Raw genomic sequence first — 13,243 nt, 5'->3', positions numbered from 1 at the left:
GATGAGGCTATTTTATTTTTCAAGCTTAAATATAAATTGATAGGTCGTTCCTTGCGAACCGATGACACTCATTTCAGCATCAATTTGTCGGCATAAGGTTTTGATAAGAGTGAGCCCCAGCGACGTTTTGCCCAAGTCTTCAAAATCTTCAGGCAACCCCACTCCGTTATCCGATACCTTCAATAAAATCTTATTTTCATCCTCAGAGCTGAGGGATATTTGAATTTCCGGTTTACCTGAAAATTGATCAGGATAGGCGTGCTTAAAGCTGTTAGTCAAGATCTCATTCAGTAAAAGACCGCAGGGAATAGCTTGTGTAATAGTGAATTCAATTTTATCAAGATCCAGCCGGATGTCAATTTTGTCTGCTGTTTTTTGATGAGATTTTTCAATAACCTCAACCAATTCAACGATGTATCTTGAAAAGTCGATATTGGAGAGCGTATCGTTCTGATAAAGCTTTTCATGAATCAATGCCATGGTGTTTATACGCATCTGACTGTCTTTCAAAGCATTCTGAACATCTTCATTCTCAGAACTGTGAGACTGGAGATCGAGCAAGCCGGTAATAACCGCCAGGTTGTTTTTCACTCTGTGGTGAATTTCAGCGAGCAACACCTCTTTTTCTTTCAGCGAACCTTTCAGTTTAGTCTCAGCCCTTTTTTGATCTGTGATATCCAAATATATACCATAAATGGCGATCGTTTTTCCATCAACTTTCACCGGCACGCCGTAAATCAGTACATCAACCGCATCTCCCGATTTAGTTCTTCGAACACCGGTTACCTTAAACGCCTCTGTACTGTTTGAAAGTTTGCGAGCCGAATCACGTTGATCTTTTCCTACAATGATTTCATCAATATTTAATCCATTAATCTCTTCCCCGGAGTAGCCAAATATCGACTCAAAACTTTTATTCACTCGTCTCACCTCATTATGACTGTCGAGCATTACGATGCCCACCGGAGCATTCTGAAACAGCTGTCTGAACAGCTCTTCACTATGTTTTAAATCTTTCTGCTGTTCATGTCGAGTACTGATATCCCTGGCCATTGCAATAACCGCATTTTTGCCAAAATATTTACCCGGAGTTAACGTCACCTCTATGGGAAAAACCTCCCCATTTTTCGCTCGGCCCACCACTCAAACCGCTGACGTTGGCCATTCAATGCACTTTGGATGTAATGATAGGTCTCTTTCGGGTCGACCTTTCCGGGAGCCGCAAAAAGCATGGGGTCCTTACCAATCATCTCCTCCCTGGTATATCCAAAAATTTCCTCTGCGGTTTGATTGATCTCAGTAAATTTTCCACTCTCATCGTGAATGTAAATTGCATCGCCGATTGAATTAAACAGATCTCTGTAGCTTTGAATGGAGTGGTTGAGCTTATTCTGCATTTCCATCTGCCGCGTTTGATCAATCACTACGCCCATAATTGCCAACTGACCATCAAGCTCAATTTTTGATCCGTAAATTCGAACATAAATTTGAGTTCCGTCTTTTGCATTTGCACGGGCATCTATTTCAAAAGAATCGATTTCGGAGTTGTAAAAGCGCTGCCTGATGGTCAGTAATTTTTTTAAATCCTGATTATGAATTAATTCCAGTGGATCAATTCCGTTTATCAGTTCGTTTTTATCAAATCCGCATATCTTGCAAAACATTGGGTTAACATACCGTAAGTGTCCATTCTGAATTAAATAAACCCCTACTGTTGATGCCTCACTTAGTACTCTGAATCGCTGCTCAGATGCCATTAACCTCTCCTCGGCTACCCTGCTCTCTGATACATCTTCAATCAGCGAAACGACTGTCAGAAGCTTACCGGCCTGATCGTAGTTTGCTGTGTTGTGCCAGGTGGTGTGTATTATCTTACCTTCCAGATTTTCCACAGCCGTGTCAAACGTGAAATAGGTTGTCTGATGAGCAGTCATTTCCTGAATTTTATCAAGAATCATCTGCTTCTGAGAGAGTTTTACCACCCCTGCTTTAAACAGAGAGTTGCCCAAAATCTTTTCAAACTTCCAGCCAAAAATCTCCTCAGCTTTTGGTGACCAATCTCTGATGATACCATTACGGTCCCATTCTACTGTGGCGAGGGGCAGCTGCTCACGATAGGTATCTACTCTTGGAAGATGGTGCAGCTTTTTGCTGAGATCGGGAATTTCGTTTGTAATATCGTGAAGTATGCAAAATTGAACATTCCGTCCATTCCGTTTTAACTGATGGAAGGTGAATTGTACATAAAATGAAGAGCCATCCTTTCGGTAGTGTTTCCAAATGGCAGGAAGCTGAAAGCGCTCGTTGTTTGATGAAGTGTCACGAACACCTTCTCTAAATTTTTCGCCCAGATCGGTTATTTTCTTGGCTAAAAATTCATCCTCAGTAAACTTGTACTTTCTTAAACAGGCATCATTAACTTCAAGTATATCAAGCGTGTAATAGTCGTAAAGAAGCATGCACTCATTGGTAAAGAACGTACCAATTTTATCATTTTGTAGAGCAGATTTTTCCATCACGTAGTTTTTATTTCTGCACCTTCCCGATGAAATTTATTTCAACTATATCAAACAGAGATAACAGTTTAAAGGATTGTCAGGATTTTGTATTTTAACAGTTCACATGTTAACGAAATAAACTTTTTCCTCACAGACAAAAAATTTAATGCCAGAAGATTTTATTACGCTCACCTTTCCTGATGGTGCTGAAAAAGAGTATAAGAAAGGAATTTCAGGATATGAAGTCGCCGAATCTATTTCTAAGGGATTAGCTCGCAATGCGTTAAGTGTAACCGTGAATGGTACCATTCAAGATCTTGACGCTCCTATTACTGAAAATGGTACTATAGAAATTAACACATGGGATTCGGAAGACGGACAGTACACATTCTGGCACTCATCTGCCCATCTGCTGGCCGAAGCTGTTCAGGAACTGTACCCTGATGCAAAATTTGGAATTGGTCCTCCAATTGAAAACGGATTCTATTACGATATCGATTTCGGGGATAAAACAGTAGGTCTGGACGATCTCCCGAAAATTGAAGAGAAGATGATTGAACTTGCAAGAAATAAGGAGGAGTTCAAACGGCGTGAAGTTTCCAAGGAGGAAGCTCTCACCTTCTATAAGGAGAAAGGCAATGAGTATAAAGTTGACCTGATTAAGGATCTGGAAGACGGAACCATCACATTTTATGAGCAAGGTGATTTCACAGATTTGTGTAAAGGTCCGCACATTCCTAATACTTCCCTGATCAAGGCAGCTAAACTCACCAGCATGTCCGGTGCCTACTGGCGCGGTGATGTGGATAGCAAACAGCTGACGAGAATTTACGGAATTACGTTTCCCAAACAGAAAATGCTGAAAGAGTATCTTGAGCAGCTTGAAGAGGCCAAAAAGCGAGATCATAAAAAACTGGGCAAAGAGCTCGGTATTTACATGATGGACCGCATGGTTGGCTCCGGATTACCGTTATGGTTGCCGAATGGTACCGTACTGCGCAGAACACTGGAAGCTTTTTTGCGTGATGAACAGAAAAAGCGCGGCTATAAAGAGGTAATCACTCCTCATATTGCCAATATTGAGCTTTATGAAACTTCCGGGCACTACCCTTACTACAAGGATTCTCAGTTTGATCCGATGGAGGTGGATGATGAGAAGTATATGCTCAAACCGATGAACTGCCCTCATCATCACAGAATTTATTCAAATGAACTGCGCAGTTATCGTGATCTCCCGCTCAGGCTTGCTGAATTTGGCTCCGTGTACCGTTATGAGCAGAGCGGAGAGCTGAATGGCTTGTCTCGTGTGCGCGGGTTTACCCAGGATGATGCTCACATTTACTGCACACACGATCAGCTTAAGGGTGAAATAAAAAGCACGATCGAGCTTACTCAATTTGTATTTAGCACTTTTGGAATGCCGGTAGATATTCGTCTCTCTTTCCGGGATGACAATGACAAAAAGTATGGTGGCAACAATGAATATTGGGAGCGAGCGCAACAGGAAATCAAAGAGGTAGCCGATGAGATGGATCTCGATTATAAAGTTGCACTCGGAGAAGCCAGTTTTTACGGACCAAAAATCGATTTTATTATCCGGGATGCCATCGGTAGAAAGTGGCAGCTTGGAACTGTTCAAGTTGATTATGTAATGCCGGAGCGGTTTGATCTGACCTATGTGGGATCAGATAATAATAAGCACAGACCGGTAATTATCCATCGAGCCCCTTTTGGGTCAATGGAACGATTTGTAAGTATTTTAATTGAACATTTTGCAGGTGATTTCCCACTGTGGCTCTCCCCTTTACAGATGAAGGTTTTACCGATTTCGGAAGATTTTAACAGTTACGCTGAAGAGTGTGCTGCTAAATTTGAAGCCGAAGGAGTTCGCGTAGAAGTGGACACCCGCTCCGAAATGATTGGCGGAAAAATAAGGGATGCAGAAAATGCAAAAATTCCCTATATGTTAATAGTTGGAGCCAAAGAGCAGAAAGATCGAACCGTATCCGTCAGACGACATAAAAAAGGCGATATTGGAACGTTTTCGCTCGATGAATTTTTTGACAAAGTGATGGACGAGATAAACTCGAAATCATTAATATCTAATCATAAATAAAAACACAGAGGTTTACTTATCGCAAGACGACGACCTATGAGAAGAAAACGAGATGATGACCGGCCCAGGGTCAATAACGAGATTCGGGCTTCAAAAGTCAGGTTAATTAAGCCTGATGAAGATCACGAAATCGTTTCAGTTGAACGGGCCCTGCAAATTGCCGAATCATTTGACATGGACTTAGTGGAAGTTGCACCCAATGCCAAACCGCCGGTTTGCAAGGTGATCGACTTTGGAAAATTCATGTACGAAAAAAAGAAAAAGGAGAAGGAAGCCAAAAAGAAACAGCACACCATACAGGTAAAAGAGCTGCGTTTCCGTCCTACAACAGACGATCACGACCTTGAATTTAAAACTCGTCACGCAAGAGAGTTTTTGGAAGGTGGCGATAAAGTTAAGGCTACTGTGCAGTTCAGAGGCCGAGATATGCTCTATACGGAGCAAGGTGAGGAGCTACTGCAAAATCTGGCTGAAGAGTTGAGCGACGTGAGTAAAATTGAGTCCAAACCGACCATGGAAGGGCGAAGAATGATCATGGTATTGTCTCCGTCAAAAGATTAAAGAATAGCTTTTATCAGAACTCAAACATTTTTATCTTTCTGTTCTTTATAATTTCAGACAATTACGCTAATTATGCCTAAAATGAAATCGAATAGTGGCGCCAAGAAGCGTTTTAAGGTTACCGGTTCCGGTAAAATTAAGCGCAAGAAAGCTTATAAGCGTCACATTTTGACAAAGAAAACATCGAAGCGGAAAAATAACCTCGGCAAGGATGCATTGGTTCACAAAGCTGATGAATCCTCAATCAAGGATATGCTCCCCTACGGTGGAAAGTAATTACACTAAACAATTAATCTCTAAACGTTAAGTAAAAATGCCACGATCACGAAATCTGGTGGCTTCCCGTCGCCGTCGCCGTAAGATACTCAATAAGGCGAAAGGCTATTGGGGCAGACGCAAAAACGTTTACACCGTTGCCAAAAATGCGGTAGAAAAAGGTCTTCAGTACCAATACCGCGACCGAAAGGTTCGTAAAAGAATGTTTCGTCGGCTTTGGATTACGCGTATAAATGCAGCTGCTCGATTAAACGGAACCACTTATGCCAAGCTTATTCACGGCATGAAAGAAAACAACATGGAAATTAATCGAAAAATGTTGGCCGACATCGCCGTTCGCGATCCGGAAACATTTGCTGCAATTGTCAAAGAAGCAGTAAACTAATTGTTATTTCCTATTTACAGCCGGCAGATCTTTTAAGGTTTGCCGGCTTTTTTTTATCAATTATTGACGAACTTACTAACCATACTCTCCTTAGAGTCTTTTAAAAGCGCATAACGGCATGATCGACAACATTGAAAAGATCAAAAAAGAGATTCAAGATTTTAACATTTCAAATGAAGATGATCTGGAAGCCTTTCGATTAGAATTCCTCTCCCGTAACGGAAAGATCCAGAGTATGTTCGCCTTGATGGGTAAGGTGCCGAAAGAGCAAAAAGCGGAAGTTGGTAAAGCGATGAATGGCGTTAAAGTTCTCGCTCAGCAAAAGTTTGATGACGCACAGCTTGAACTCAAAAAAGCAACCCGAAAAGAGTTTGGTGCTTTAGATGATATTACGCTGCCTGTAGAACCAACCTATGCCGGCTCTTTTCACCCTCTCACCCAGGCACTTGATGAGATGAAGCAGATATTTTTGAGGCTTGGTTTTAACATAGCAGACGGTCCGGAATTGGAGAACGATTTTCACAATTTTACTGCACTCAACTTTCCGCCTGACCACCCTGCCCGGGACATGCAGGATACATTTTTTGTTCGAAAATCGGATGACCAAAATGAGCAGGACCTGGTTTTAAGAACTCATACTTCACCCGTTCAAATTCGTTTGATGAAAAATCAGCAGCCGCCACTCAGGTCCATCATGCCGGGGCGTGTGTACAGAAATGAGGCCGTAACAGCAAAATCTTATTTCCAGTTTAATCAAGTTGAGGGACTTTATGTGGATAAGAATGTTAACATGGGTGAGCTGATTGAAACGCTCGTCATGTTTGCGAAACTTATGTATGGCAGCGATGTGAAATACCGTGTGCGTCCCTCCTACTTTCCATTTACTGAACCCAGTATCGAGATGGATGTGTGGTGGGAGAATGAGAAAGGTGGTCAGTGGCTGGAGATCCTGGGCGCCGGAATGGTCGATCCCAATGTATTTGAATCTGTGAATGTGGATCCGGAAATCTATACCGGTTTCGCTTTTGGAATGGGCGTTGACCGAATTGCCATGCTTCGCTATGGAATCGATGACATTCGTCTTCTCTATGAAAATGACATCCGATTTTTAGAGCAGTTCAAATCGTAACACGCTATTTCTCTATTCAGATTGTTATTTAAACAATTCAAACAACAACTTTCAGACTGATAAAACCGAACGACATTACGCATGAACATCTCTTACAACTGGTTAAAAGAGTATATCGATCTTGATTTAACACCCGAAGAAACTTCAGAGAAATTAACCCTCTCCGGACTTGAGGTAGAAGGAATGGAGCAGATCGGTTCTGATTTTGACGGTTTTGTTGTTGGGGAAGTACTCGAGGTAAAAGCTCACCCTAACGCTGATAAACTTCAGATTTGTGATGTCAATGTAGGCTCCGATACAGTCCAAATTATTTGTGGAGCACCCAATGTTGCTGTAGGACAGAAAGTACCCGTTGCCACTGTCGGCTCTGTAATGCCGTTACCCATGGAGGACGGAAGTTACCTGAAGATCAAAAAGGCGAAGTTACGTGGAGAGAAATCAAATGGAATGATCTGTTCGGAATCTGAGCTGGGCCTGAGTGATGACCATTCAGGAATTATGGTGCTTCATCCTGATCTGGAAGCCGGAACTCCGCTTAAGAAGGCCCTGGATGTTGAAAAGGATGTAATTATTGAAATTGGCCTCACGCCAAATCGTCCCGATGCAGCTTGTCATGTTGGAGTAGCACGTGACCTTTCTGCCGTGACCGGCAGCCCCCTAAAAAACCCGTACAACGAATTAGTATCGAAAGCAGGCTCGATTGATGACCAAATTTCTATATCTATTGAAGACAAAACGAAGTGTCACCGTTATGTGGGGATGATGGTGAAAGGTGTTGAAATAAAAGAATCACCTGCCTGGCTGAAACAGCGATTAACAGCCATTGGGTTACGCCCAAGAAATAACGTAGTTGACGTAACGAATTTTATATTGCACGAAATTGGGCAGCCTCTCCATGCATTTGATTATGATAAAATTGCCGATAAGAAAATAGACGTTAAAACATTTGACAAGGACGTTAAATTCACAACACTGGACGATGTAGAACGTGAGGTTCCGGCCGGTTCCCTATTCATTTGTGATGGAAACGGACCGGTGGCAATTGCCGGTGTGATGGGTGGAGAAAACAGTGAAGTTACTGACAGCACAACCAACATACTGATCGAAAGTGCGTATTTTAAACCTTCATCCATCAGGAAAACTTCTAAAAGCCTTGCTTTGCAAACTGACAGCTCCTATCGGTTTGAACGAGGCATTGACCCTGAAATTCAACTCAAAGCCGCTCAGCGCGCAGCAGAACTGATTGTGAAACTTGCCGGCGGTGAAATTGTAGAAGGATACGCAGATGTTCATCCTGTGAAGTTTGAACCGTGTGAAGTGAAACTCAGGCTTTCCAGAATAAACCGGGTGCTGGGTACCTCCTTAAAGATGAAGGATGCCGAGAAGATTTTGAACGATCTTGAGTTTGAAACTACCCTTGCCGGTGAAGGTCAGCTTCTTTGCAAAGTTCCGACTTTTCGCCCGGATGTATCCAGGGAGATTGATCTGATTGAGGAAGTAGGACGTATATTCGATTATAATAATATACCGTCTCCTGAAACTTCTCCATTTTTTACACCGGAAACACTGTCAGAGACTGAAGTTTACAATCAGAAAATAAGAAGATTTGCTCGAAGTCTTGGCTACAAAGAGATTACAACCAACTCCCTCCTTTCTCAGAAAGAAGCAGATGCCTTGGCAGATAGAGAGGAACAGATTTCAACACTGAATCCTGTATCTCAGGAGAATACAACCTTAAGAACCCATCTCAGTGGCGGATTCCTGAAGTCAATCCGTTACAACCTGAACCGGAATATCGAGAATATTCGCTTCTTCGAGATTGGGCACGTCTTCAAAAATGTTGAGAAAGAACAAAGTACCTGGATTGAGGGAGTCCGGGAACACACAAACCTTCTGATGGGAGTTTGCGGTCAGAAGAGATCAGATAACTGGCAGGGTGCATCGGAAGCTTATTCGGTGTTTGACATCAAATCTGATCTTGAGTCGTTAATACATTTTCTAAATATTGATGGAAAAGTTGAGCGAAAAGCGGAGAGCAATTACTCTCTTAACTATTTGCTGGATGGAAAGATCATTGCAACTCTGCAGCAGTTGGATGAAGAGGTATTGAAGAGCTTTGATGTTGGGCAGGATGTATTTATAGCAGAAGTTGATTTAACTGAACTGTTTGAATTGAATGCCGGACGATCTGAAACTACCTACACTCCGGTTGCCAAATTCCCTTCATTCGAGTTTGATGCCGCCTTTATCGTTGATAAGTCGATCCGAGCGGGTGAGCTCTCTTCAGGTATTCAAAAAGCCGCAGATGATACACTCAAGTCTATATCGGTTTTTGATGTTTATGAAGGAAAAAATATTGGAGAAGAGAAAAAAAGTATTGCATTTAGGCTCACTTTTTTAGATCCTAATAAAACGTTGACAATCAAAGATGTAGAACCGAAAGTTCAAAAAATTGTTCAATCTTTGGAGAACGACTTTGGAGCTAAATTGAGATCTTAAATTAGCTTACTTATGGCTATCAGTGAAATTCAAAAGGAAACTTTTTTCAATCTTCTGGAGCAGATACGGACTGAGGTTCAATCACTTAGAAAGAAGAACAAGGAACTGAGCCGGGAAAACCTGAAGCTTAAATCAAAGCTGGAAGAGATACAGAAAGAGCAAACCGATATCTTCTCATCTATCAGCGAATCGGAACGAATTGCCATGAGGCATAAAGTTGACGGACTCATTGAAAAGTTGAATCAACATCTGAATAAATAGCTATGATGCAGTCGATTAAAGTAACGATCATGGGTAAGCAAATTCCCCTTAAAGTTGAGGAGAGTGAAGTGGAAGCTACTCGGCAAATGGCACAGTTTGTCGATGAAAAATTCAGAATGTATCGTAATCAGCTCTCTAACCAGCCCGACTCAACAGTGATGATACTCGCCTGTCTGAATATTGCTGAAGAACTGTTTGAATTAAGATCTAGACTTCAGGTTCAGGAGGACAAAGAGAGTGAGTTGATGGATCAGGTGAATGATAAACTTGAAAATTTCATCAAAGAGCTGACCTGATTTAGCTGATAAAGAATTTTTGAGCTACTTTAAGCGTTAGTACCTCACTATTTACTTTACCTCTATTTTTCATCATGTATAAAGGAGAACGTTTCAATTCCATTTCACATCTTATTGGCGTAATTGCTGCTGTTGCAGGCTTTGCATTACTACTCTATCTGTCCATTCAACAAGGCGATATTTGGAAAATCGCCTCCTTTACCGTTTACGGATCCACCCTGGTTATTCTTTACTTGTTTTCCACACTTTATCACAGTTTCAGGGGAAAGTGGAAGAAAATCTTCCAGAAGTTTGATCACATCGCAATCTATCTTCTGATTGCAGGTACCTATACGCCGTTTACTCTTGTCACGTTGCCTAATCACATTGGATGGACCATCTTCGCCATTATTTGGGGATTAGCCATGATTGGCATTGTTATAGATTTACTGCCTCAAAAAGGTCACAGAATCTTACCGTTGGTCATCTACCTATTGATGGGATGGCTTGTTATTTTGGTGATGGAGCCACTGATGAATAATCTTTCAGTAACTGCTATGGATTGGCTGATGGCTGGCGGGCTGCTCTACACCATGGGAGTACTCTTTTATGTTCTCGACAGCAAACATAAACTGGCGCACGGAATCTGGCATCTTTTTGTGCTTGCCGGCAGTGTCAGCCACTTTATTACTATCGCTGCATTCGTTTAGTTTGCGAGAGAATTCTGTGGTTCTCCCCTCACTTTTCTTTACCTTACCACAGATTTTTTAAATGCCTGACAAATCAAATACATGTCAAAAAAACTGAAGCTATTTTTCATCTCAGACATTGTGGGTGAGCCCGGTCTCAATCTGCTTGAGACGATGTTCCCTCCCATTCGTGATAAATATTCCCCGGATTTTATAATTGCAAATGCAGAGAACTCTCATGAAGGCCGAGGTGTAAACCGCCACATCGTACAGCGACTTTATGATCTGGATGTAGATGTAATTACCGGCGGAAACCACTCTTTTGATAAGTGGAAAATTTTCTCATACATGAAAACCGATGAGAACCTTCTGCGCCCGATGAACTATCCAAAAGGAAATGCAGGTTTTGGATATGGAATTTATAAGGTTAAAAAATCGGACCTGAAAGTTGGTGTATTGAATCTGCAGGGTCGAACCTTTATGCCCGACATTGATGATCCATTTTCCACTGCAGAATGGGCTTTGGAAAAAATTAAAGAGGAGACCGATATCGTGTTTATCGACTTTCATGCAGAAGCAACTGCCGAAAAGATGGCGTTTGCCTGGACTGTTGACGGAAAGGTGTCGGCTGTAATTGGTACTCACACACATATTCCAACAAACGATGCGCGAATTTTACCAAAAGGTACAGGGTATCTGACCGATGCCGGGATGACCGGGCCGTTTGATTCTGTAATTGGAATGGATAAAAAGACCTCCATCAATAGATTTAGGCTGGGTACGCCTCAGAAATACAAAATTGCCGATAATGATAACAGAATCTGTGGAGTTTACCTCGAAATTGACTCTGAATCGGCTAAATGCACAAAAATCGAACCTGTTATTTTTCCGGAATTTAACACAACATCTGATTCATGAGCTCATCACCTACCGTTTTACGATGTGAAAATATCCACAAAAAGTTTAAATCTGAATCAGGAGCGGAAGATCTGCACATTCTCAGAGGGATTGATCTCACTTTAAAATCGTCTGAAATGGTAAGTATTGTTGGATCAAGCGGAAGCGGAAAAAGTACGCTTTTGCACATTCTGGGTGGACTTGACCGGCCAAACGAAGGAAATGTATTCTGGAACGATGAATCGATTTATGATCATAAACCGGACAAACTTGCTGATCTGAGAAACAGAAATGTCGGCTTTGTTTTTCAGTTCCATCATCTGCTACCGGAGTTTACGGCTATTGAAAATGTTATGATGCCTGCACTTATACAGAATCTTGGGATGAAGAAGGCCGAGTTACGGGCTACGGATCTGCTAAATCGTTTTGGGCTTGCCGAAAGGTTAAATCATCGACCTTCACAATTATCCGGCGGAGAGCAGCAGCGGGTATCTATGGCACGTGCACTTATGAATAATCCATCCATCATTCTGGCAGATGAACCCACCGGTAATCTGGATGAAAATAACACTCAGATCATTTTAGATCTACTATTTGAGCTTCGGGAAACTGAACAGGTATCCCTCGTTTTGATTACTCATGAACACGAAATTGCCGAGCGATGTGACCGTCTTTATAATCTACATGCAGGTGTGCTTGAAAGCGTAAAATGAGCCGGTAAATTTTTGGTTAAATGGCTAAACTGTGATATTTTTATCGGTCTTGAAAGCATGATGAAAAATTGAAGTAAACCAGCAAATTTTAAATAAGCAGAATGAGTAAAAGACTTAAAAATGAAGACCTCGAACAGGATCTTCTGATTGAATATTCTTCACGATTTGTTCACTTCTACAATCAGAATAAAGCAGCTGTTTTGGGCGGTGGTATCAGTTTTGTTTTGGTTATAGGATTGCTGATCGGTTATTTCTACTACAGTGCTCAGCAGGAACAAAGAGCTCAGAATTTGCTGAGTATTGCAGAACAGGCTCTCTTTCAGGGAGACTTCCAGACTGCATTACATGGGGATGATGAAGAGTTTACTCTCGGGTTTGCACAGATTGCAAATAACTTTTCACGAACCGATGCCGGTAATCTGGCAAAATACTACGCCGCAGTTTCTGAATATGAATTAGGAAATTTTGAATCATCACTCTCCTATATCGAATCTTTCAGTAAGCCGCGAGGCATTCTGGGTGTACCACCATCCGTTTTTCATGCTACTTTGCTTTTGGAAATGGAACGGTTCGAAGATGCAGCATCACTTTTTGAGCAGGCTGCCGGTTGGGACGAAAACAATGCTACAACCCCAGCAAATCTCTATCAGGCAGCACAAGCATACGATGCAGCCGGCCTCACAACTGAAGCCAATCGTGTACTTGATCAAATTTTGCGTGACTATCCGAACAGTCAGGTAATAGCACGGGCCGAACGCATGAAAGGAGCGCTTGCAGTTCGAGGATAGAACTCGACTCTTTTGAAAATGAAAAGGGGAATTCAATACGAATTCCCCTTTTTTTGTATCAAGATATATCTTGCGAAAATGCAGACTATAGCCAATCCTTGTAATCTGTCAACTACTCATTAAAGTTAACCTCTACAGATAACGCTTGAGGTCAAT

General features: G+C 41.8%; 14 protein-coding genes. 12 read left to right on the top strand and 2 right to left on the bottom strand.

Annotation, left to right across the window (positions count from 1 at the left end; all coding sequences use genetic code 11):
• Nucleotides 1-12: 12 nt before the first annotated feature.
• Together BG260_RS07565 and BG260_RS07560 are read right to left on the bottom strand one after the other, a co-directional pair.
• Complete coding sequence (locus tag BG260_RS07565) at nucleotides 13-1,140, bottom strand: sensor histidine kinase (RefSeq protein WP_141691539.1); 1,128 nt, start codon at nucleotides 1,138-1,140, stop codon at nucleotides 13-15.
• On the bottom strand, nucleotides 1,104-2,516 hold the full coding sequence (locus BG260_RS07560) for a PAS domain-containing protein (protein WP_069131358.1): 1,413 nt from the start codon (nucleotides 2,514-2,516) through the stop codon (nucleotides 1,104-1,106). Before BG260_RS07560 ends, BG260_RS07565 begins: the two co-directional genes overlap by 37 nt.
• Nucleotides 2,517-2,664: 148 nt before the next feature.
• On the opposite strand from BG260_RS07560, the gene thrS reads away from it, so the two are divergent.
• The 12 genes from thrS (at nucleotide 2,665) to BG260_RS07500 (ending at nucleotide 13,087) form a co-directional block, all read left to right on the top strand.
• The gene (gene thrS, locus BG260_RS07555) at nucleotides 2,665-4,614 is read left to right on the top strand and encodes a threonine--tRNA ligase (protein ID WP_069131357.1); all 1,950 of its coding nucleotides are present in this window, start codon (nucleotides 2,665-2,667) and stop codon (nucleotides 4,612-4,614) included.
• Nucleotides 4,615-4,650: 36 nt separating this feature from the next.
• Nucleotides 4,651-5,175, top strand: a complete 525-nt coding sequence (infC, locus tag BG260_RS07550) for a translation initiation factor IF-3 (RefSeq protein ID WP_069131356.1) — start codon at nucleotides 4,651-4,653, stop codon at nucleotides 5,173-5,175.
• A 72-nt stretch (nucleotides 5,176-5,247) separates the two neighbouring features.
• The gene (gene rpmI / locus BG260_RS07545; RefSeq protein WP_069131355.1) at nucleotides 5,248-5,451 is read left to right on the top strand and encodes a 50S ribosomal protein L35; all 204 of its coding nucleotides are present in this window, start codon (nucleotides 5,248-5,250) and stop codon (nucleotides 5,449-5,451) included.
• A gap of 37 nt (nucleotides 5,452-5,488) precedes the next feature.
• Complete coding sequence (gene rplT / locus BG260_RS07540; protein WP_069131354.1) at nucleotides 5,489-5,836, top strand: 50S ribosomal protein L20; 348 nt, start codon at nucleotides 5,489-5,491, stop codon at nucleotides 5,834-5,836.
• 118 nt (nucleotides 5,837-5,954) lie between these two features.
• Nucleotides 5,955-6,965: a phenylalanine--tRNA ligase subunit alpha gene (pheS, locus tag BG260_RS07535; RefSeq protein ID WP_069131353.1), complete on the top strand. Its 1,011-nt coding sequence runs from the start codon at nucleotides 5,955-5,957 to the stop codon at nucleotides 6,963-6,965.
• Between the two features lie 81 nt (nucleotides 6,966-7,046).
• Complete coding sequence (pheT, locus tag BG260_RS07530) at nucleotides 7,047-9,464, top strand: phenylalanine--tRNA ligase subunit beta (RefSeq protein ID WP_069131352.1); 2,418 nt, start codon at nucleotides 7,047-7,049, stop codon at nucleotides 9,462-9,464.
• A gap of 12 nt (nucleotides 9,465-9,476) precedes the next feature.
• The gene (locus tag BG260_RS07525) at nucleotides 9,477-9,725 is read left to right on the top strand and encodes a hypothetical protein (RefSeq protein WP_069131351.1); all 249 of its coding nucleotides are present in this window, start codon (nucleotides 9,477-9,479) and stop codon (nucleotides 9,723-9,725) included.
• A 2-nt stretch (nucleotides 9,726-9,727) separates the two neighbouring features.
• A complete protein-coding gene (locus tag BG260_RS07520; RefSeq protein WP_245683925.1) occupies nucleotides 9,728-10,021 on the top strand; it encodes a cell division protein ZapA in 294 nt (97 codons plus the stop codon).
• 74 nt (nucleotides 10,022-10,095) lie between these two features.
• Nucleotides 10,096-10,710 carry a PAQR family membrane homeostasis protein TrhA gene (gene trhA / locus BG260_RS07515; RefSeq protein WP_069131350.1) on the top strand — a complete coding sequence of 205 codons (615 nt, stop codon included), beginning with the start codon at nucleotides 10,096-10,098 and terminating at the stop codon, nucleotides 10,708-10,710.
• Nucleotides 10,711-10,791: 81 nt separating this feature from the next.
• Entirely contained in the window at nucleotides 10,792-11,607 is an 816-nt protein-coding gene (locus BG260_RS07510) for a TIGR00282 family metallophosphoesterase (protein WP_069131349.1), read from the top strand.
• Nucleotides 11,604-12,299: an ABC transporter ATP-binding protein gene (locus BG260_RS07505; RefSeq protein ID WP_069131348.1), complete on the top strand. Its 696-nt coding sequence runs from the start codon at nucleotides 11,604-11,606 to the stop codon at nucleotides 12,297-12,299. Before BG260_RS07510 ends, BG260_RS07505 begins: the two co-directional genes overlap by 4 nt.
• 101 nt (nucleotides 12,300-12,400) lie before the next feature.
• On the top strand, nucleotides 12,401-13,087 hold the full coding sequence (locus BG260_RS07500; protein WP_069131347.1) for a tetratricopeptide repeat protein: 687 nt from the start codon (nucleotides 12,401-12,403) through the stop codon (nucleotides 13,085-13,087).
• Nucleotides 13,088-13,243: the final 156 nt, after the last annotated feature.

It is taken from the genome of Rhodohalobacter halophilus (assembly GCF_001715195.1).
Classification (GTDB): domain Bacteria; phylum Bacteroidota; class Rhodothermia; order Balneolales; family Balneolaceae; genus Rhodohalobacter; species Rhodohalobacter halophilus.
This window is presented reverse-complemented; position numbering and strand designations above follow the sequence as displayed.

What these genes read in the sequence shown, in the direction of transcription:
- BG260_RS07560 (WP_069131358.1), bottom strand. Translation starts at nt 2,516, where the DNA reads ATGGAAAAATCTGCTCTACAAAATGATAAAATTGGTACGTTCTTTACC.
- thrS (WP_069131357.1), top strand. Translation starts at nt 2,665, where the DNA reads ATGCCAGAAGATTTTATTACGCTCACCTTTCCTGATGGTGCTGAAAAA.
- infC (WP_069131356.1), top strand. Translation starts at nt 4,651, where the DNA reads ATGAGAAGAAAACGAGATGATGACCGGCCCAGGGTCAATAACGAGATT.
- rpmI (WP_069131355.1), top strand. Translation starts at nt 5,248, where the DNA reads ATGCCTAAAATGAAATCGAATAGTGGCGCCAAGAAGCGTTTTAAGGTT.
- rplT (WP_069131354.1), top strand. Translation starts at nt 5,489, where the DNA reads ATGCCACGATCACGAAATCTGGTGGCTTCCCGTCGCCGTCGCCGTAAG.
- pheS (WP_069131353.1), top strand. Translation starts at nt 5,955, where the DNA reads ATGATCGACAACATTGAAAAGATCAAAAAAGAGATTCAAGATTTTAAC.
- pheT (WP_069131352.1), top strand. Translation starts at nt 7,047, where the DNA reads ATGAACATCTCTTACAACTGGTTAAAAGAGTATATCGATCTTGATTTA.
- BG260_RS07525 (WP_069131351.1), top strand. Translation starts at nt 9,477, where the DNA reads ATGGCTATCAGTGAAATTCAAAAGGAAACTTTTTTCAATCTTCTGGAG.
- BG260_RS07520 (WP_245683925.1), top strand. Translation starts at nt 9,728, where the DNA reads ATGATGCAGTCGATTAAAGTAACGATCATGGGTAAGCAAATTCCCCTT.
- trhA (WP_069131350.1), top strand. Translation starts at nt 10,096, where the DNA reads ATGTATAAAGGAGAACGTTTCAATTCCATTTCACATCTTATTGGCGTA.
- BG260_RS07510 (WP_069131349.1), top strand. Translation starts at nt 10,792, where the DNA reads ATGTCAAAAAAACTGAAGCTATTTTTCATCTCAGACATTGTGGGTGAG.
- BG260_RS07505 (WP_069131348.1), top strand. Translation starts at nt 11,604, where the DNA reads ATGAGCTCATCACCTACCGTTTTACGATGTGAAAATATCCACAAAAAG.
- BG260_RS07500 (WP_069131347.1), top strand. Translation starts at nt 12,401, where the DNA reads ATGAGTAAAAGACTTAAAAATGAAGACCTCGAACAGGATCTTCTGATT.